19 protein-coding genes are annotated in these 20,642 nt (G+C 47.1%); 11 read left to right on the top strand and 8 right to left on the bottom strand.

The window, feature by feature from the left end:
* Positions 1 to 6 precede the first annotated feature (6 nt).
* The 8 genes from ASG93_RS09245 to ASG93_RS09220 all read left to right on the top strand — a co-directional run bounded on the left by ASG93_RS09245 (position 7) and on the right by ASG93_RS09220 (position 6,273).
* The gene (locus ASG93_RS09245) at positions 7 to 918 is read left to right on the top strand and encodes a carbohydrate ABC transporter permease (protein WP_235550791.1); all 912 of its coding nucleotides are present in this window, start codon (positions 7 to 9) and stop codon (positions 916 to 918) included.
* Between the two features lie 204 nt (positions 919 to 1,122).
* Complete coding sequence (locus tag ASG93_RS34960) at positions 1,123 to 1,281, top strand: hypothetical protein (RefSeq protein WP_156410853.1); 159 nt, start codon at positions 1,123 to 1,125, stop codon at positions 1,279 to 1,281.
* Positions 1,282 to 1,324: 43 nt separating this feature from the next.
* Positions 1,325 to 2,344, top strand: coding sequence for a LacI family DNA-binding transcriptional regulator (locus tag ASG93_RS09240; protein ID WP_056831084.1), 1,020 nt, complete (start codon positions 1,325 to 1,327; stop codon positions 2,342 to 2,344).
* Positions 2,345 to 2,374: 30 nt separating this feature from the next.
* A complete protein-coding gene (locus tag ASG93_RS09235) occupies positions 2,375 to 3,331 on the top strand; it encodes a carbohydrate kinase family protein (RefSeq protein WP_056831082.1) in 957 nt (318 codons plus the stop codon).
* Positions 3,332 to 3,781: 450 nt separating this feature from the next.
* On the top strand, positions 3,782 to 4,300 hold the full coding sequence (locus tag ASG93_RS36955; RefSeq protein ID WP_321166680.1) for a metallophosphoesterase: 519 nt from the start codon (positions 3,782 to 3,784) through the stop codon (positions 4,298 to 4,300).
* A 99-nt stretch (positions 4,301 to 4,399) separates the two neighbouring features.
* A complete protein-coding gene (locus ASG93_RS36950) occupies positions 4,400 to 4,681 on the top strand; it encodes a hypothetical protein (protein WP_321166679.1) in 282 nt (93 codons plus the stop codon).
* Positions 4,682 to 5,173: 492 nt separating this feature from the next.
* Positions 5,174 to 5,608: a hypothetical protein gene (locus ASG93_RS09225; protein ID WP_321166678.1), complete on the top strand. Its 435-nt coding sequence runs from the start codon at positions 5,174 to 5,176 to the stop codon at positions 5,606 to 5,608.
* Positions 5,609 to 5,853: 245 nt separating this feature from the next.
* A complete protein-coding gene (locus ASG93_RS09220; protein ID WP_056831080.1) occupies positions 5,854 to 6,273 on the top strand; it encodes a hypothetical protein in 420 nt (139 codons plus the stop codon).
* Positions 6,274 to 6,317: 44 nt separating this feature from the next.
* Here the strand turns inward: ASG93_RS09220 and ASG93_RS09215 are convergent, their stop codons facing one another.
* Both ASG93_RS09215 and ASG93_RS09210 read right to left on the bottom strand, forming a co-directional pair.
* On the bottom strand, positions 6,318 to 6,764 hold the full coding sequence (locus ASG93_RS09215) for a bactofilin family protein (protein ID WP_056831078.1): 447 nt from the start codon (positions 6,762 to 6,764) through the stop codon (positions 6,318 to 6,320).
* Complete coding sequence (locus ASG93_RS09210; protein WP_235550790.1) at positions 6,764 to 7,774, bottom strand: M23 family metallopeptidase; 1,011 nt, start codon at positions 7,772 to 7,774, stop codon at positions 6,764 to 6,766. Before ASG93_RS09210 ends, ASG93_RS09215 begins: the two co-directional genes overlap by 1 nt.
* 235 nt (positions 7,775 to 8,009) lie before the next feature.
* Between ASG93_RS09210 and ASG93_RS09205 the strand changes: the two genes are divergently transcribed.
* Positions 8,010 to 9,224, top strand: coding sequence for a YCF48-related protein (locus ASG93_RS09205; protein ID WP_056831077.1), 1,215 nt, complete (start codon positions 8,010 to 8,012; stop codon positions 9,222 to 9,224).
* A 252-nt stretch (positions 9,225 to 9,476) separates the two neighbouring features.
* Positions 9,477 to 10,238, top strand: coding sequence for a C40 family peptidase (locus ASG93_RS09195; protein ID WP_056831073.1), 762 nt, complete (start codon positions 9,477 to 9,479; stop codon positions 10,236 to 10,238).
* An 18-nt stretch (positions 10,239 to 10,256) separates the two neighbouring features.
* Here ASG93_RS09195 and ASG93_RS09190 read toward each other — a convergent pair whose 3' ends face one another.
* From ASG93_RS09190 to ASG93_RS09165, 6 genes are all read right to left on the bottom strand, one after another.
* Positions 10,257 to 11,183, bottom strand: coding sequence for a polysaccharide deacetylase family protein (locus ASG93_RS09190; RefSeq protein WP_056831071.1), 927 nt, complete (start codon positions 11,181 to 11,183; stop codon positions 10,257 to 10,259).
* 54 nt (positions 11,184 to 11,237) lie between these two features.
* Entirely contained in the window at positions 11,238 to 11,984 is a 747-nt protein-coding gene (locus ASG93_RS09185) for a polysaccharide deacetylase family protein (RefSeq protein WP_056831179.1), read from the bottom strand.
* A 136-nt stretch (positions 11,985 to 12,120) separates the two neighbouring features.
* Positions 12,121 to 12,618 carry a hypothetical protein gene (locus ASG93_RS09180; RefSeq protein ID WP_056831069.1) on the bottom strand — a complete coding sequence of 166 codons (498 nt, stop codon included), beginning with the start codon at positions 12,616 to 12,618 and terminating at the stop codon, positions 12,121 to 12,123.
* A 25-nt stretch (positions 12,619 to 12,643) separates the two neighbouring features.
* Positions 12,644 to 13,825, bottom strand: a complete 1,182-nt coding sequence (locus ASG93_RS09175) for an MGDG synthase family glycosyltransferase (protein ID WP_063891824.1) — start codon at positions 13,823 to 13,825, stop codon at positions 12,644 to 12,646.
* A gap of 57 nt (positions 13,826 to 13,882) precedes the next feature.
* The gene (locus tag ASG93_RS09170; RefSeq protein WP_056831067.1) at positions 13,883 to 14,458 is read right to left on the bottom strand and encodes a thymidine kinase; all 576 of its coding nucleotides are present in this window, start codon (positions 14,456 to 14,458) and stop codon (positions 13,883 to 13,885) included.
* Between the two features lie 41 nt (positions 14,459 to 14,499).
* Positions 14,500 to 15,477: an HD domain-containing protein gene (locus ASG93_RS09165; RefSeq protein ID WP_082614806.1), complete on the bottom strand. Its 978-nt coding sequence runs from the start codon at positions 15,475 to 15,477 to the stop codon at positions 14,500 to 14,502.
* 497 nt (positions 15,478 to 15,974) lie between these two features.
* On the opposite strand from ASG93_RS09165, the gene gltB reads away from it, so the two are divergent.
* Positions 15,975 to 20,567 carry a glutamate synthase large subunit gene (gene gltB, locus ASG93_RS09160; protein WP_056831065.1) on the top strand — a complete coding sequence of 1,531 codons (4,593 nt, stop codon included), beginning with the start codon at positions 15,975 to 15,977 and terminating at the stop codon, positions 20,565 to 20,567.
* Positions 20,568 to 20,642: the final 75 nt, after the last annotated feature.

Raw genomic sequence — 20,642 nt, 5'->3', positions numbered from 1 at the left:
ATTAACGTGGGAAATGAATTTTATAAGCTCTCAGCAGGTGAAAAAATATTTAAGTTCGTTAATTATGCACTCATTATTCTCCTATGCCTATCCATCATACTTCCTTTTCTGAACATACTGGCACTTTCCTTTAACGCAGGTAAGGATGCGGAAAGAGGAGGCATCTATTTCTGGCCCCGTGTATGGACGCTAGAAAATTATCGTGAAGTATTTACATCGGCTAATATCGGCAAGGCATTTGCCATTTCCATATTTCGTACGGCTCTAGGCACCATTGCAGGCGTGTTTCTATCAGCTATGGCTGCTTATACGCTAAAAAGCAAGACAATGCCGGGCGTACGATTTTTTACGCTTATGGTCTTTTTTACGATGTTGTTCTCTGGCGGCATTATTCCTTATTATATGCTGCTCAAAAGTCTGCATTTGACCAATACGATCTGGGTCTATGTCCTTCCGGGACTATACAGTGCGTGGAATTTGATTATCATGCGGACGTTTTTCCAGCAAATTAGCATCAGTCTGGAAGAATCGGCAAAGCTGGATGGCTGCAGCGACTTTGGTATTTTTATGCGGATTATCATGCCGCTCAGTAAGCCTGTGCTGGCAACGATCTCTTTGTTCACAGCAGTGAGTCATTGGAATGATTGGTTCACAGGTGCATTTTTTGTCCGCACTGCTTCGCTTAGACCTTTATCTACCCTGCTGCAGGAGATGTTGACCAAACAGGATGCGATTCGGGAATCTCTGATGCAGGCCGCCGGTACGACGCAATTTCAGATGCTTGAACGCATGCAGCTTACGGGAGATTCCCTGAAGATGGCGACGATCATCGTGGTTGTGGCACCGATTATTGCTGCCTATCCTTTTATTCAGAAGTATTTTGCTAAAGGTGCAATGATTGGATCGGTCAAAGAATAATCGCCCAGGAGGAGAGGTTGTAAGTGACTTCAATAACAAACCCTTATAACAAACAAGGCATCTTGCTGCGAGGTTCTTACCGCGATTCGTGAGGGCAGCTTTTATGTTTCTACAGGCTATGGCTTTGATGGAATTCAGGTAAGAGATGGTCAAATTATTTATGATCTTCGGTCGAGCCCATTATATGATAAAATGTATAAATATGTGACATTGATCGGTAAAGATGGCCGTATCCTTCATGAGGAGACAGGAAGAATCAACCAGGTGAAGTATACGGTTAAAGGCAATGAGGGTTATATCAGAATCGCCGTCGACTTGGAAGGTGGATTCGGGGCGTTCGCTCAGCCGATTTTTGTCGAATAACGGAGAAAAATGTTCATGCCGCAAGCAAGGAAGGATGATAATCATGGCGCCCAAAATTAAGGATGTAGCCAAGAAAGCGGGAGTATCCGTAACCACAGTTTCCAGAGTGTTAAACGGAGAAAAATACGTGAAGGACGATCTGAAGGCCAAAGTCAAACGAGCGATTGACGAGCTTGGTTATGCCCCGAGCCACATCGCGAGGAGTTTGGTGCGGAAGAAAACGAACCTGATTGGCGTCATTGTTCCCGATCTGACATCCAGCTTCTATTCCACCATTTTGAGCAGCATCGAGGAAACGGCGAGCTTGAATGATTACAACCTGCTGGTCTGCAACATTATCGAGGATACGGATAAAGAGCTAAAATATTTGAATGTGTTTAAAGAGATGCGTGTAGACGGCATTATTATTATGCATGAGAAATTAAGCGATGACATTCGCAGTTTTATTAATAAATTGGATATCCCGGTCATCTTTTCAAGTGTAAGACCTGTAGATCATAAGTTCGTTTCTGTCATTATCGATGATTACGAGGCGGCTTATGATGCGACCCGTTATTTAATTGAGCTCGGACATGAGCGAATTGCCTTTATTGGCGGGGATATGAGAGACATCACCTCTGGACAGAACCGCTATGTAGGTTATCGCAATGCCCTCAAAGATCACCGGGTCAGGACTGTGAATGACTATATCCGGTTTGGCGACTATAAGACGCAGAGCGGATACAATCTGATGAAGGAACTGCTTGCCTGTGAGCCACGTCCTACTGCTTTATTTGCAGTAAGTGACGATATGGCGGTTGGGGCTATGAACTGCATTCATGACCATCAGCTAAAAGTTCCGGACGATATATCGATCATCGGGTTTGATGGAAGCCAACTGACGGAGCTCGTTCGTCCGCGATTGTCCTCTATGGAGCAGCCTATTCAGGACATGGGGAAAATTACGGTGGATACGCTGATTGAATTAATTTCAGATCCTACATTCAGTCCGAGGGAAGATTTGATCTTGGGACATAAACTTGTCGTGCGCGACAGCTGCAGGGCCTTTCAAACTGAGAGATAGGACAGAACGTGGCGGGAGAGGGAGAGCGGAATGAACAAGTTTGATGCGGTTGTCATCGGCGATGCCAATATTGATTTAGTAGTGGTGGGCTGTAATCAGATTCCGCTGCCTGGGCAGGAAATTTTTGTTGAAGATATGATGATGCATGTAGGCGGAGGTGCGGCTCTATTCACGATCTCATTAGCCAAGTTAGGGCTGCATGTAGCCTTTAACGGTGTTCTTGGAGATGATGGCTACGGTCATTATATCCGGGAACAGTTCGGACAATATGGTATCGATACCAGTCTGATCCTGACTAGCCAAACGAGTCGTACAGGCATAACGATAGCGATTAATCCTGAGCAGGATCGTTCTTTCATTACTTATGCTGGATCAAACGCGGAGATGCAAGTAAGCGATTTGGATTTAACTCAAGTCGCGTTAGGCAGACATGTCCACGTAACTGGTTATAGAGGACGACGCAACCATGATGAATTCGTGGGTATGGCTAAGAGGTTGAAAGAGATGGGAGTCACACTTTCTTGCGATGTAGGGTGGGATGATACCGGGGAATGGTATTCCGGGGTGTTTGAATTGATGCGTTATGTAGATATCTTTCTGATGAACGAAACCGAGGCGCACCATTATACGGGCTTCGAACACATAGATGACAGCTTAAGCTATATGTCGGGCTTCTGCAAGCATGTTGTAGTCAAGCTTGGACCGCAAGGAGCCGTAGCGATGAAAGACGGTTTGCAAACGTCTTCCCCCGGATTCTCGGTCAATGCCGTAGATACGACAGGAGCGGGAGACTCGTTTAATGCCGGCTATATATATGGGTTCTTAACAGGGCTAAATCTCGAGACTTGCCTGTTGTATGGCAACGTATGCGGAGCCATGTCAGTCGGAGCTTATGGCGGCAGCACCGGCACCCCGGATCTGGAAGGTCTGGAAGCTTTTATTAGGCAAAATAAAGAACAGGGATCTGACCATTCTGAGGTGGTATAACGACTAGTCGCTGAATAGCTTGGAAAAGAGGATATGCGAGGCTTACCCTCTATTCAGTTTGATTAGCTATGAATTATGCTCGTTATAACTCAGCTTTACGAGGGTAGTTAGCGCATTCGTGGCACCAATGTTGTAGTTTCTATAGTCTCTACAACAATTCTCACGCCCAAAAGTTAAAGTTGCAGTTTGGAGGCTGTCGATTCATTCGACCCAATCTTGCTCAACGTTGATTTGTCTTAAATCGAATCAATCATCATATAGGTAGAATATTTAGGTTGCTGGATGAACGTATTCATATTCGCTGTTGAACGATGTTGTAGTAAATGCAATAATTTATGCCTAAATCTCGCCTCTCTCCCTTCATTGTTCATTCTACCGAGTTTGTGGTTTTTGTGGATACATTCTTAGTAGCTTTCTCAATAATTTGCGATTAGAAAGGGGCATGGATGAATGGCGGACGATCTGAGGTTCCGGGAGGACGGGACATTTACTATTGTACAGCTCACGGACTTGCATTTAGGAGGCGATAAGGACAATGAAGAGGATTTGCGGACGCTCGCTTTGGTCAGAGCGGTGCTGGCGGCGGAGAAGCCGGATCTCATCGTGTATACGGGCGATCTGATTTCAAGCTATAGCGTATCTGACCCTTCAGCATCCTTTCGCAGAGCTATTGCTCCGGCAGTTGAGTCTGGCTTACCCTGGACGCACGTATTCGGTAATCACGATACGGAGGAGAATGTGACCCGTGAGGAACTGATGGCGATTGCGCTGGCACATAATACTTGCTATTCGCAAGCAGGTCCAGTCGATCTCAGCGGCGTTGGCAATTACATGCTCACGATTCAAAGTGTGGCATCCGAGAATCCGGCTGCTGTGCTTTATTTTCTCGATTCCGGCGAGATGGCGCCAGAATCAGTGGGCGGTTACGCTTGGATTGCCTCGGATCAGGTGCATTGGTATAAGCAGTAGTCGCTTGCTCTCCGCGAACGGGTCGGGGCTGTACGGCCTGGACTCGCGTTTTTCCACATCCCGCTTCCTGAATACAACGATGTATGGAAACTGGGGAAAGTGAGCGGTACCAAGCACGAAGAGGTATGTTGTCCCAAACTCAACAGCGGATTATTTGCAGCAATGGTGGAAATGGGCGATGTGATGGGAACCTTTGTCGGTCATGATCATGATAATGATTACTGCGGTACGCTGCATGATATTCGGTTATGCTTTGGCCGCGTGACAGGTTATAACACCTACGGAAACTTACCTCGGGGCGCTCGTGTCATTCGGCTGGAAGAAGGAAGGCATTCCTTTGATACATGGCAGCGGCTAGAAGATGGAGGTATCTTAAGATGACGTTTACGGTTGGTGGAGAAAATGCTGCTGAGACTCTGATGACATCGAAGAGATAGGAGCAACACGCCTTCCGTCATGGCTGCAAGCCTATTCACTTCTATCGCATATGGAGAACGAGGAGCGCTGACTTGGCTTCATGGCCGAATTGGAGAGTGTGACGCGTTACTAGTCAGTTGTGGGGAGGCTTCGCGATTGGATACGGAAAGGATCCGCGAGGCAGCGGGGAATGCAGGACTTTAATTAGGAATGATTACCCAATTTTGTGCTGGTTAAACGATCCATTTCGAATTATAATAATTTCAACGAGACGAAGAACGTCCCGCTCCATTCTTTAACAGATGGAGTTGGGTCGTTCTTTTTTCATTTGAGAGGGGGGTTGGAGATGACGTTTGAGAAGTTACATGCCGATTTTATTCAGAATCATTTGCAGAGGCGAACGGGAGAACGAAGAGGTCACCTGAAACGGGGACACCGGGAAGCCGAGGTATTGTTTTGCAGGAACATATGGTGGCCTCTCCTAGGAAATTTCGACAATCTGCATCCGGAATTCGAAGTACTCGATTGGCGCGGCCTATCCTATTTCTGCGATTTTGCCTGACGCGAGCTGTGAAACTGATCATCGAAATCAAAGGTTTCGGTCCGCATGTTCGGGATATGGACAGACAGAAGTACTGCAACGAACTGAACCGGGAAACCTTTCTATCTGCTATGGGATTCCAGATCATATCTTTTGCCTATGACGATGTCGCTCATCGTCCTGAGCTATGCACCACGTTACTGCGGATGATGCTTAGTCGCTATCAGTCGCAATCATCTCTCACCAGTCCTAGCAGCGTGACGGAGAGGGAAATCGTTCGTCTTGCCTGCAGTCTCGCTCGTCCGCTGCGGCCAATTGATGTAGTGACTCATTTAGATATTAATCACTGAACTGCCGTTCGAATGCTGCAGTCGCTCTGCACGAAGGGTTGGTTTTCTGCTGTTACAGGGGCAGCAGGCAAAAACGTCGTGCGATACGAACTTCAACGAAGCGCAAATCAGCTCTTGTAGAATGGCTGCATTTATACATCCTTTCTACCTCTTATTTAGCTCGGTAAATAAAATGCCTGCAAAAATACACTTTTTCGCAGCTACTTCTCAGGAACAAGCAGAAATGCTGCAATAATACTGTATATTTGCAGGAATTCCTCCCTAATCGTTGGACTCGACTGAGAAAAGACTGCACTTATGCAGGCTTTTTCATCAGCTTCATCAATTCGCCTAACGATGAAAGTCGATTAGGGGACAAAATAAAGACTGCTTCGAGCAGCGTTTCGGAGAGGGGAAGTCGTTCGTCTCGTCTGGACTGGGTCCGCCTATGCAGTCTCGCTCGGCCGCTGCGGCCAATTGATGTAGTGACTCATTTAGGCATCAATCACCGAACTGCCGGTCGAATGCTGCAGTTGTTCTGCACGAAGGGTTGGTTTTCGCGCGCCACAGGGGCAGCAGGGAAAACAGACTCCGCTTTTGCCATTTTTCAGCAGCGAGAGAAGTCAGGTGCCATCGAACAGAACAAAATAAAGACCGCCAACAACCTGACCAAAAAGGCCGGATAATAGGCAGTCTATATTTCTAATGTCCATTAACAATATGAATTATTTTAGTTCCCGCCAGAAGCAGCCTGCTGCTCGTTCTTTTGCTGCTTATGTGCTTTGGCATCGATGACTTTGCCATTTCCTTTTTCGTTCACGGCTGCGAGGTTCATCGCACTGCTTCCTTGAAAAATGCCGCCTTCCTCAATAATGAAGGAACGGACATCAATATTGCCAACCAGCACGCCGGAGCTGGTCACGATGAGCTTGCCTTTGGTGTGAACATTGCCTTTCACTTTGCCGGCAACGATGACATCGCGCGCCTGGATGTTGGACTGCACAACAGCGTTCTCACCAATGGTGATGTCGCCTGCGCACTCAATGTCGCCGTTCATCTGGCCTTCGATGCGAAGGCTGGCTTCGGACATGATTTTACCCTCACAAATGGTGCTGCCTCCAATCAATGTGTCGGTTGTTTTCGCATCAATTCGCTTCGTCTTTGAGCTTCCAAGCATTAGGGTTCATCCTTTCTATTGGTAATGAGATAAGGGAAGGGGTCAATCTGGACGCCGTTCTTATGAACTTCATAATGCAGATGGGAGCCCGTGCTTCGTCCTGTGGAGCCGAGTAGGCCGATCTTTTGACCTTTCGTTACTGATTCTCCGCGTTTGACGAGGATTTTATTCAGATGCATGTACTCCGTTTGTATCCCTCGAGAATGGTCGATAATAATATGATTGCCATGTTCGTTGTCAAAACTCGCTTCTACGACTTTACCTGCAGCAGTGGCATATACGGGGTCATTGATCTCACCATCGAGGTCAATCCCGGCATGCATGGTCGGTTTAAGCGTAAAAGGATCTCTTCGTATGCCGAACCCTGATGTAATAACGTGGGTCACCGTTGGCCAAAGTGTCGGCGTAATGCTGCGTAGACGCTCGGCTTCTTCCAGCTTGGCTTCGGATTCGTTCAAATTCACAAGAAGCGCGTTAATATCCCCAACTAACGAAGTTAGTCCTTGTTTGGTGCTGCTGACCAAAGAAGTTACTTCTTGCGAAGTAACAGGGACCTCGCTGCCACCGATGTCCGAGCTTACGCCACTCAGAGCTTCTGTATTCTCCATAGAAATCTTTTTGCTTGTCCGGTTTGTTCCTTCTGTCTGGCTCATTAACTGAATGACATGATCCAATTTCTTAATTTCCTCTAACTTCACCTTAAATTCATTCGCTTGCTGGGATAAGTCAATCAAATTAGTTTGAAGCTGTTCCAGTTCGCTATTTTTAAGTGTAATTTGATTAACCAGTTGGCGTTCTTGTCCATCGAATGTTTGCTGCATGCTGGATTTCGTTTGATGGGAGTAGATATTCATTAAGTAAATCGTGACAAAAAATCCAATCAACACGAGCAGGATCAAGCTCGGCACAATATACAGACTACTGTGCGGAAGCTTGAATCTTACGGTTCGGCGGTTGGCGCCCGGAATGATCATTAAGGTGAGTTCTTTTTTACCCCAGATGAATTTCAACCGATCCTCTTCCTTTCCGTAACAATGTCCCCCTCCTTGATTCGATTGTATTCGTCTATGGGATGAGTCATGCCTAATTTATTATTTTGCTAGAAAGGGGATGGCGGTCATTCGTGCTGCCAACATATGCACTATACGCTACGGGACTACTAAATTTTCCAATTATTATTTTGTCTAGGGCTCAACTTTTCCTATGAAAGTTACGTCTATAAGGTAGATCGATGAAGGGTTAGTTATGAAGGGAGCTATGATGATGTTGAGAAAAACGTTTACACTTTTGGTAATAACAGTATTCGCACTTACAGGGTGTCAATCATCCGGTACAGCAAGCGGAACAGTGAATGCTTCAAATTCACCGACACCTAGTGCAACGATCACGCCACAACCGACAACGGCGGCTGAAACGCCAACTCCTGGTTCGACAGCGGTTCCCAATAAAGGTAATGAAACGCCATCGAAGGTATCAATGAACGGGGTAACAGCGGTAAGGCTGGCTGATGCCAAATCCGGCTGGATCGGCGGCAAAGGTTGGATCGCACGAACAGACGATGGCGGTGTGAAATGGAAAGTTCAATACGAAGGGACAGGCGACATTAAGCAGTTGTTCGCTCTGAATAGCCAAGATGCTTGGGCAGTTGCCTCGGATGAAGGGAAACTGCTAAGTACGAAGGATGGAGGCCAACACTGGACATCCATTGGTAAAGTGCCGAATCAGGCGTTCCTTCATTTTGTATCGAAGACGGAAGCATTTAGCGGAAATGCACACACCGTGGATGGAGGAGTGAAATGGACTTCCTTGTCAGTACCTGAGGGAACGAAGGGGGACGCCTATTTCCATGATAAAAATAATGGATGGGCGGTTAGACAAGTCAAGGATGTTATTGAAGTCCAGCGAACACAGGATGGCGGTAAGACATGGAATAAGGTGATGTCGCGTAAAACAGCAGCTTCGCTAACCGGTGTCGTTATTCGTTCTGCGGGTATAAACGATGCATGGGTTGAGTTAATAGGCGAATCAGGGATGACCCAAACCTCGTATTCGTTGTTTCACACGAAAGACGGCGGGAAAAACTGGCTGACGGTTCTGGCAAACAGCACCGCAGGTGGTGGACCAGCCCCTGGCTTCCCTGCGGGTGAGAACACGGGGCCGAAGAATACGGGTTCCAAGCCCGGGCCTCTCTACGTCGTCAGTCCAGACGTAGCTTATATGGGCGGGCAGTGCCCAAGCTGCGACAAGCCGAACTCCGTCGGGTGGACCAAGGACGGCGGCAAGACATGGGTGAACGGCAAGGAGTCGTTCACAGGCTATGGTGAGCTGCTGCTCGCAATGGCAGACATAACTCAAGGCTGGCTCATCACGAATGACAATGAGCAGCCAAGCGTGATGTACACCACTGCTAGCGGTGGTGTTAGTTGGAACAAGGTGCATACGTTTAATGCACTGAAATGAAGTAGAAGCCTTTCCGGAAGCAGAGATCTGCTGACGGAAAGGCTTCTTTGCTGTTCGTAGATAAGAAAGTATAAGTTTTATACTTTTGCTTCGCATCTACCTTGACAAACGCGCTCATCCCTGAAGGACGACGGAGTCGTTTATCCTTCGTTGCTGCCTCATCACCCATGAAATCCCATTATGTATACCCCCTAACCTTGTCATCGGCCATTGAATGCTATAGGTATACTAGTTGTCTATAGGAGGCTACACATGCTTGCCCCAAAATATGCGATTGTCGCTCTAGTTCTTGCTCTTTTGGTACTAATCGGTTTTACCATGAAAAATCCTGAGGACATGGCATTATCGGCTGCAGGTACAGCCAGCGAAGTGGCGGAGCCTTCAGCGAAATCAAAGGCTGAAGAGCGTAAACCGAACCAAGGGCCAGCCCCTGCCAAGTCGTCGTCCAGCACGGCTGCCGTGAAGGAGAATGAGAACGCTCTCACACAAGATCAGACCCAAGATGGAGATGATCCAGTCCCAAATGCGAAGAATGTAAAGATATCCGCCGCCGAAATAGCTAAAGTCGTCGCACATTTTGAACAGCTTGCCCATTCGGATCAAAAGGAGCCGAACTGGAAACGCAAAGCCGATCATCTCATTGTGAAAGGATTTAGCTTTCTTGGAACCCCCTACGTATTCGGGGCGAAGTCGGACCAAACCGACTCTTTCGACTGTTCTTCCTTCTTGAGATATATCTTTATCAGTCAAGGGGTGTTGCTGCCGCGAGATTCAAGGCAGCAGAGTCAGCTGGGTACAGAGGTAGCCATCGATCAACTACGTGAAGGTGATCTCGTATTTTTCACCACTCCCAAAAGAAAAACTAAAAGCGGCATCGACCGTATCGGACATGTTGCGGTGTACTTAGGTAACGGTCTTATGCTGCATACCTTCCGCCCTGGCATTGGAGTCACAATATCTGAATTGAATAGTTCTTGGAAAGAGCGCTTTGTCCAGGCTAAGCGCGTTCTGTAACTCCTCAAAAGTCCCGCATTATTCGGTCCCAAAGTACTGTTCACCAACTGGAACCCGATTTGTAGATAATACATCACTTACAGTCCCTACGTGCAATCCTTTATTCTTGACAGCGGTTATCATGCCGTCCAAGGCTTTACTTGCTGATCGAGTAGGATGCATGAGGATTAAGAATCCTTTGTCCACTTTTGTATTTATTTTTTGAACAATGGATTGCGGGCTTGGATTTCTCCAATCTATCGTATCTAGCGTCCACAACACCGTATTCAGCTTCATACTTTGAGCAACTTCAACAGTCTCTTTATCGAAATCACCCGACGGTGGAGCAAACCATCGGTTTTTTACTTGCAGTTCTTGTGAGAGCAGTTTCTCGGTTCTCGAGATTTCTTGGTAGGCTTGGCTATTGCTTAATTGGCTCATGTTTTTATGAGAATAAGCATGATTGGATAATTCATGGCCGCGGCTCAGGATTTGTTTGGCCGTGATCACATTTTTTTTAAGCCAAGATCCGTCAAGGAAGAAAGTTGTTTTCACATGATGCTTGTCCAGTGTATCGAGAATCAGAGGGAGATATTCATTTCCCCATGCCACATTAATCATGAACGAAACCATAGGTTTTTGAGGGTTACCTCGATAAATGGGGGCTGCTCCCAACTGGTTAAGATGAATCTCCGGCGGTATTTCCTTATAAACATAATGAATAGCTCTTCCGCCAAGGTTATTCTTGTTCATTTCGTATGTCTTTTGAATATCGACTTCCAGACCGTTGTAACCAGGGATTGCACCGTCAACACGATCTATTCTGGCGGAAATAGGTAAGATTCGCTTTTTTGGAGCTTCATTCATAATCTCGGTCATGACGGAATCACCAGCGGATACTGTGAATCCGAACAAAACAGGCAGCGTACAAAGTATCAAACAATAACGTAGCTTAAACTGTGCCATCGCAATGCACTCCATTCCAATCAAATCACTTTTTAGATTTAGGCATTTCTATGTCTAATTAATTTTTGCAGGAAGAACCTTGTTATAGTTTAGAAGCTGTGAAACGGTAACTAGTTGATACCCCCTATTTTTTAATTCTGGCAAAATGATCTTCAAGGCTGCTATGGTGTCTGTAGGACCTTCAATATAGTCATGAAATAACACAATATTTCCGTTTTTCGCATTCTTTAATACGCGATCTACAATTTTGTTGACCCCTGGTGTGCTCCAATCCTTTGTATCCAATTGCCAACTCCACATTATCATCTTATAACCTTCTGCTCGGACAGTAGCTACAAGCCGCTCGTTATAGAACCCTCCAGGTGGGCGAAACAATAGGCACCGCTTTCCAGTTGTGTCATAGATAAGTTCCTCTGTTTTATTAATTTCTTTTTTGATGTTGTTTTTTTTGCTCAGATAGGCGTGGGTATATGTATGATTAGCTATCTCATGGCCCTCACGTATGGTTTGATTTAGAACATCAGGATAAAGCTTTACTTTATTACCTACAACGAAAAAAGTGGCTTTAGCCTCATACTGTTTAAGCAGTTCCAGGATCTGAGGTGTGTACTCAGGGTGAGGACCATCGTCGAACGTTAGTGCAATGACTTTTTCATCGGTGGTTACTTCCCAAACGATTTCTCCGCGCGTCTCATAATAAGCTCGATCTTTCTTAGGGACAGAACTAGCATTAACAGCGGGCTGTATCAAAAATAGACATATACACAAAATCAAGAATATTCTCATGGTTCTCTCCTTCATACAAGTAGGTGACAAAATTATAATCTCCAATTAACCCAATCCAATTCAATATAAATTTGGAACGATTCAGTTTTTTTGGTGATTTTGAGCAAAAAAAGACATGCTGCGGCGGCAACATGTCTTTTGCACAATTCTATTAGGCCTTCGGCTGATCACCGCCGTTATTTCCGTTTCCGTTACTGCTCCCATTCCCACTGCCATTAAAAAACGTATTCGTCAATGCACGAATCTTCTCCATGAATTTCCCGTACCCATATCCGGTTAGAAAGGCCACACTGATACGGGCGGCCATCGAGTCCCCGACTTGCAGCAGCAGAATGCCGCTCTCGAATAAGACAATGGTAATAATCGCTGATCCGAAGCATAGGATTGGACGCATCAGGTACCAATATACCCACTGATTAGTGAGGTCGTGGTAATGCTCATGAAACATGCGCAGTCCATACAGCGCCCCGCCCAAAGCTCCTGCAAATCCAAAGCTCACATACTCATGATATAGATTTACATCTACACCGAATAGCTTTCCCTGAACAGAGCCGCTGCCAAGCACAGCCATCATCCAGAGGCTGCCGACGAACCAGATAAGCAAATAAGTGAAAATGAACTGCTTGCCAAATCGGTGAAGGGGATCCATAAATAAAACACCGCCCTATACATGGTTAATACCATTGTATGAGCGGTGTTGTTGTTGATGCCTGCATATAAGGGCGCTTCTCCGATAACTTTAAATATTGAATGATCGCCGCGGAGCAGTCTTGCGCCGTATATTTTTGATGGTTACGGATATCCATTCTACGTTTCACTAGTTCTGGATACTGTTCAAGCAGCAATTTGAACCAGTGATCTATCATCTCTAACGAAATAATTTTCTGACCATAACCCTGTTCCTGAAAATAGTCACAGTTCTTCTCCTCTTGACCGGGAATGGGACTGTAGAACAGCATCGGAATGCCTTTGGCCATCGCTTCTGTACAGGTCATCCCGCCCGGCTTCGTAATGAGCAGATCGGAGATGTCCATCAGCTTGTTAATCTCGCTTGTGTAACCGATCAGATGTACGTTAGGCTGCCGGAACACGTCTTCCTCGAGCAGTTGTTGACGCGCTTTTTCATTCGTCCCCAGGCAGATTAGAAGCTGGATATCCTTGCTCCAGCTTGCCAAATACGTCAGCAGTTCTTCCTTTTCTTCCTTTTTAAATACACCCCAACCGCCGCCCATGACCATAACAGTGGGCATTGCTTGTAGACCAAACTCTTGGCGAATCTGCTCTTTGCTATGTTCCAAACGGAAATTAGGATGCACAGGAATCCCTGTGACTTCAACATGCGTTTCCGGCACGCCGCGGCCTATCATGCGTTCTCTCACCAATGGTGTTGAAACCAAATATTTATCCACTGCGGGATCAATCCAAGTGCCATGAACGTCATAATCGGTGATGACGGTGAAGAGTGGAACAGCAAGTCCAGCTCTTTTGAGACGAGAGACGATAATGCTCGGAAAAGGATGCGTGCAAACGATGATATCTGGTTTAAGCTGCTTGATAATTGCTTTCGTTTGGGAGTAGAAAATACGATGCAGCATAAGCGCTGCAACGCGGTTAGGCGACTTTTCATATTGATTACGGTAAAGCATACCATAGAGTTTGGGTTGTGATGTAACCGTGCGGCGGTATGCCGAAAAGATCCAAGGTGCTAAGGTAGGATGCAAAAAAGCGCCAAGCTCGATCACTCGTGTGATAATTTCAGATGAGCTTTGTCTTAGCTCCACTGAAAGCGCGTGAGCCGCTTGTGTGTGACCTTTCCCGAAGCCCTCGGATAAGAGCAAAATCCGTTTTTTTCGCAAGGAACTCACCTTTCTTAATAAAACCATATCTTTGTGATCTATAGATAGGTATAGCCTTTAAATTTGTGAAGACTTCCGCTTAGATGCATAACATTTACGACACACAGGCACATAGCTTTCATTACCGCCAATTTGTATCTGTTCCCCGTGGAAGATCGGTTCCCCGTCTTTGCAGCGCATATTCATAATCGCTTTTTTGTCGCAGTACCAGCAAACGGTTTTGATCTCCTCAATCGTGTCAGCTACAGCTAATAAGGCATCGCTACCTTCGAATAATTGCCCCATGAAATCAGCCCTGAGCCCATAAGCAATAACGGGAATATCTAATTCATCCACAATTTCAATTAATTGAGCAACCTGCTCTTTATTCAAAAACTGCGCTTCGTCAACCAAAATGCAGTTTGGGCGTTCTGTGCTCGCGAGTGCAATCATATCCAAGTCCTTGTCTACCACGGTAGCGACCTTTTGCATGCCGATTCTGGAGACAACTTTACCAACCCCAAAACGATCATCCACAACGGACGTGAGGAGCAGTACTTTCTTACCTTGTTCTTCATAATTGTGAGCGACACGTAAAACTTCAATGGATTTACCACTGTTCATTGTGCCATAACGGAAATACAATTTTGCCAAGCTGGGCCATTCCCCTCTGCGGATGAAATAAATGTAAGTATTTAAATGGTAAAAAAGTAAGTGGCGTTCATGCTATCGAGCTCTGCCAGTTTGACGGCGGATTGGAAGCTTGCTTCTGAGGCGAGCTTATCGCCGATCAGTGGCTGTTTCTTGTAAAGCTTTCGAATTTTGACTTCTATACTGCCTGGAACAGGCTCCCCTGTGATTTGAATCCGCTCAGGCTCGTACATCAACACATGGATGATTTCCCTGGAAATCGCATTATTGCTTTGCAAAAGTTCCTGGATCAATTCATGATCCATAAGGGAAGGAATACGTTCCTTCATGCCGGGATTCGACTCGCAGTGATGAGCAACGGCCTTGGCCAGCAGAGCATCCATCGCAAGGAACTGCGGGTTCAGAAAGAGCCGGTGGTCCTCGACAACCGCATGTACGAGCGCAGCAGCCGTATCTTCATCAGCCTCCACATAGTGACCGCGTAAGCGAAGCCCTTTGACAATCTCAGAGGGTGGACGTACTTGTTGTCCGGCGTAATAAGTATCTCTCAGAAAGCTATCAAGATGATCGAGCCCGAGCAGCGTTGTTTTATTCGTAAGAGGGCTGTCTTGATTCAAAATATCCACAATCGACGGTGGAGAAATGCCGTGCTTGATGAGAATATCAGCAACGACGCCGCGCCTGATCAATTGCTCCGTTTGCTGATGATGATCGAACCCAAGTGTTCTCTCAACCGCATGGGAGAATGGCAAGTGTCCAATATCATGTAGAAGCGCAGCAATACGCAGATGAGGTTCATCTGGGCGAAAATGAGCCATCAATGACCAGACGCCTACGGTATGTTCAAAACGGGAATGTGTCATTGGTGAAAAAAGCGCAGATGCCCCGAAGTGATGCAGAAACTTCAGACGGCGAACTGGCTGCGACCGGAAAAGCTCAACTTCAATCGGATGGGCCTTCATTTGCCATTGATAAAGAGGCTCCCAGATCGTTCCGGTTGAAAAGGTATGCTGTATACTCAAAACAGAGTTCCTCCTAGGCTGTGGAATCTGGATGTATGTTCATTGCAGCGGTATAAGCTATCATAGCATGAAACATAGAAAGTTTGCTATCATGGGCCAATGAATAAGAAACTTTCTGTCACGTTTTTTGCGGTTTTCTAATGAGATGGAAAGTTAACTTTACTTGGAAATATTCCCATGTAACTCCTAGTAATTGTAACATTATTTTAGGTGCTGTGATATGGGATGGCAAGACGAAATGGATATCGGACAGCGGTGATTGTAACGCATGGAATCTACTATATTGAAAACCTTTTCATATTAATTATTTTTAAATTGAACTATAAGATATCAAGTGTTAATATAATATAAAAAATATTGAGAATATTTCATCTAATAATTGCGGGTTTTGATGGAATAGGCATTCGCGCGTCATCACTTTTTAGCGCTTTAACGCGTGCGTCCGTCCACAAGGACGAAGAGTACAACCAAAAACGAGAAAAGAAAGGTTGCACAACATGACTAAAATTGGATTACCTCCCAAACAGGGATTGTACGATCCGGGGTTTGAGCGTGATGCTTGCGGTATTGGCTTTGTCGCCAATATCAAAGGTGTCAAATCACATGAAATCGTCAAGCAGGCGCTTCGTGTCCTTTGTAATTTAGAGCACCGCGGTGGTCAAGGCAGTGAACCGAATACGGGTGACGGGGCAGGCTTATTGATGCAAATCCCGGATACGTATCTTCAGTTCGCTTGTGAGGAAGAAAATATAAAGCTCCCTGCTGCTGGCAGCTATGGTGTCGGTATGGTCTATTTACCTCAGGATTTGGAGGCGCGCCAAGCATGTGAGAGTATAATTGAGCGAATTGTCAAACAAGAAGGGCAGCAATTCCTCGGATGGAGAACCGTTCCAACGGACAACAGTTCTTTGGGAGATTCCGCTAAGTCTGCAGAGCCGTTTGTACGCCAAGTCTTTATCGGTCAAAGTGAGGATGTTACAAGCAATTTAGATTTTGAGCGTAAGCTATATATGATTCGTAAACTGTCTGAAAACGCTATCAAATTATCCCATGATGATTCGCAATTTTACTATTCTAGCTTGTCTAGCAGAACGATTGTATATAAAGGTATGTTAACGCCTGAGCAAGTGGACGCTTATTACTTGGAATTACAAGATGACAAAGTAGACTCCGCACTCGCACTCGTTCACTCCCGCTTTAGTACGAACACATTCCCTAGCTGGAAACGTGCACATCCGTACCGTTATTTGATTCATAATGGTGAAATTAATACCCTGCGCGGCAATGTGAACTGGATGCATGCCCGTCAGGCTATGTGCGAAACCGAATTATTCGGCGAAGATTTCAAACGCATTCTTCCTGTCATTGATACCGATGGTTCCGATTCACAAATGTTTGATAATACATTAGAATTCCTTATGCTTTCTGGACGTTCGCTGCCGCATGCAGCCATGATGATGGTGCCGGAACCTTGGTCCAAACACGAAACGATGGATGATGAGAAGAAAGCTTTCTACGAGTACCACAGTACACTGATGGAGCCCTGGGATGGTCCAGCAGCCATTGCTTTCACAGATGGCAGTCAAATTGGAGCAATCCTCGACCGTAATGGCTTGCGGCCATCGCGTTACTATGTAACTACCGACGACTTCATTGTACTGGCTTCGGAAGTTGGTGTCTTAGATATTGAGCCGGAGCGCATTTTGTACAAAGATCGTCTCAGACCGGGACGCATGCTGCTAGTAGATACGGTAGAAGGCCGCATCGTGACTGATGAGGAAATCAAAAGCCGCATCGCTGGCGAACAGCCTTACCGCGATTGGCTGAACGAGCACCTGGTTTCCCTTGAAGATTTGGAAGATGCGCCGGTCGTGCTCGGTTCCGACCATGACACGGTACTGCAGCGTCAGCATGCATTTGGTTATACTTTCGAACAACTGCGTAAGACACTAGAGCCAATGGCCAAAACGGGTGTAGACCCCATTGGTTCAATGGGTACGGATGCACCGCTAGCTGTGCTTTCCGATCGACCGCAGCTGTTGTATAACTATTTCAAGCAATTGTTTGCGCAGGTGACCAACCCGCCGATCGATGCGAATTTCGAAGAAATCATTACAGCTCAAGGCACGACAATCGGTCCTGAGCGCAACCTGATTAATCCTGAACCGGAGAGCTGTCGACAAATACGTTTGCAATCACCGTTTCTTTCTAATAAAGAGTTGGCGAAGCTGCGTCATATTAAGCGCGATGGCTTCAAAACAGTTACCTTGCCTACGCTATTCGAGGCGGCTGAAGGCACAGTTGGTCTGGAAAGTGCTATGCAAGCCCTTTATGCTGCGGCTGATCAAGCCATTGTGGAAGGCGCATCTCTATTAATTCTTTCAGACCGCGGCGTGGATAGCCGTAAGGCGCCGATTCCGGCTTTACTTGCGACTTCGGGTCTTCATCACCATTTGATTCGCCAAGGCACACGGACCAAAGTTAGCTTGCTAGTAGAGTCGGGTGAACCGCGTGAAGTGCACCATTTTGCTTTGCTGCTCGGTTATGGCGCAGGAGCTATTAACCCGTATCTCGCGTTGGAAACGTTAGACGACATGATAGCGCGCAAGCAACTTGTTGGCGTTGATATTGAGAAAGCGACGTATAACTACATTAAAGCGGTGACGAAGGGCGTTGTTAAAGTCCTGGCGAAAATGGGTATCTCCACGATCCAGAGTTATCGTGGGGCGCAAATTTTCGAAGCGATTGGACTTAGCCAAGAGCTCATCGATTCGTATTTCACATGGACACACACACCTGTTGGCGGGATTGGTATCGATATTGTGGCTAAGGAAGCTTTGATCCGCCACAATCGTGCTTTCTCCGAGCAAGAGGGACGCGATAAGGTGCTCGATACGGGTGGTGATCTGCAGTGGCGCCGAGATGGAGAAGATCATCTCTATACACCGGAAACGGTGCATGCTTTACAATCAGCCGTTCGTACGAACAACTACGCGATGTATAAGAATTTCTCGAAGCTCATCAAACGTGAGGATGAGAAATATATGGCTTTGCGCGGGCTTCTAAGCTTCAAGGAAGCAAGGCAACCGATCCCGATCGAAGAGGTGGAGCCGATCGAGTCGATCTTTAAGCGCTTCAAGACGGGAGCCATGTCCTACGGCTCTATCAGTAAAGAAGCGCATGAGACGATTGCGATTGCGATGAACCGCATCGGCGGCAAGAGCAACACCGGCGAGGGCGGCGAGCATCCGGAGCGCTTCACGCCGGATGCGAACGGCGACCTTCGCCGCAGCGCAATCAAGCAGGTGGCGTCCGGCCGCTTCGGCGTCACAAGCCACTATCTCGTCAATGCTGACGAGATTCAGATCAAGATGGCGCAGGGCGCGAAGCCCGGCGAGGGCGGTCAGCTCCCGGGAACCAAGGTGTACCCTTGGGTGGCCGAGGTTCGCGGTGTTACGCCAGGCGTAGGCTTAATCTCGCCGCCGCCGCATCACGATATTTATTCGATCGAGGATCTAGCTGAGCTGATCCACGATCTCAAGAATGCCAACCCGCGGGCACGGATCAGCGTGAAGCTGGTATCCGAAGTCGGCGTTGGCACCATCGCTGCCGGCGTAGCCAAAGGGAAAGCGGACGTTGTCCTCATCTCCGGCTACGACGGAGGAACAGGCGCGTCGCCGCAGACGAGTATTCGTCACGCGGGACTGCCGTGGGAGCTCGGTCTGGCGGAGACGCATCAGACGCTCGTGCTCAACAACCTGCGCAGCCGTATCGTCGTCGAGACAGACGGCAAGCTTATGACGGGGCGCGACGTTGTCGTAGCTGCCCTGCTTGGGGCTGAGGAGTTCGGCTTCGCTACAACTCCGCTCATTACCATTGGCTGCGTGATGATGCGCGTGTGCCATCTGGATACCTGTCCGGTTGGGGTTGCTACGCAAAATCCGGAGCTTCGCAAGAAATTTGCCGGAGACCCGCAGCATGTGGTCAATTTCATGACCTTCATCGCGCAGGATGTGCGTGAGATGATGGCTGAGCTTGGCTTCCGCACCATTGAAGAGATGGTCGGCCGCACAGATGTGCTTGAGTCTAAGCAAGCTGTCGAGCATTGGAAAGCAAAGGGCGTCGATTTATCGCCGCTACTGCATCAACCAGAGATGGGCGAGCATGTGGGCCGTTTCTGCCAAATGGCGCAGGATCATGGTTTGGATCGCTCTTTGGACGTAACGAAGCTGCTCGCTATTTGTGAGCCTGCTATTGAGCGCAAGGAGCATGTCCATGCCATCCTGCCAATTACGAACGTCAACCGTGTTGTCGGAACGATTGTAGGCAGTGAAGTTACACGTCGTCACGGGGTGGACGGCTTACCTCACGATACCATCCGTCTTCACTTTAATGGTTCTGCAGGACAAAGCTTCGGTGCTTTCGTACCGAAAGGAATCACGCTTTCGCTCGAAGGCGATGCGAATGACTACGTTGGTAAAGGATTATCCGGTGGTAAGCTGGCTATCTTCCCTTCCAGTAAGTCGAACTTTGTTCCCGAAGACAACGTAATTATTGGTAATACCGCGTTCTATGGCGCAACCGACGGGGATGCTTACATCCGGGGTATTGCAGGCGAGCGTTTCTGCGTAAGAAACAGCGGCGTGCGAGCGGTTGTCGAAGGTGTAGGTGACCATGGTTGTGAATACATGACGGGCGGACGTGTTGTTGTCCTCGGTTCTACGGGACGCAACTTCGCAGCAGGTATGTCAGGCGGTATCGCCTATGTGCTGGATGAGAAGGGGGACTTCTCAAGCAAGGTGAACAAAGAAATGGTTTACCTAGAGCAGTTGGAAGAAACGTATGAAATGAACGAACTGAAAACGATGATTCAGCACCATGCCACATTTACGGATAGCAGCGTTGCCCACCATGTTATTCAGCACTGGGATGAGTATGTTTGGAAGTTCGTGAAGGTTATACCGAAGGACTACAAACGGATGTTTGATGCTATCGAAAAGGTGAAACGCTCCGGTCTAAGCCAACAAGAAGCGATCATGGTTGCTTTCGAGGCGAATATGAGGGACGTTTCTCGTGTCGGCGGAAACTAACGAATCAGATCAGATGCTGACGAAGTATGTTTTGTTTATGCAAAACAGTATGATGCTTCCGATGTCCGTTTTTCT

This window comes from Paenibacillus sp. Soil787, from assembly GCF_001429545.1.
In the GTDB taxonomy this organism is placed as follows: domain Bacteria; phylum Bacillota; class Bacilli; order Paenibacillales; family NBRC-103111; genus Paenibacillus_E.
This window is presented reverse-complemented; position numbering and strand designations above follow the sequence as displayed.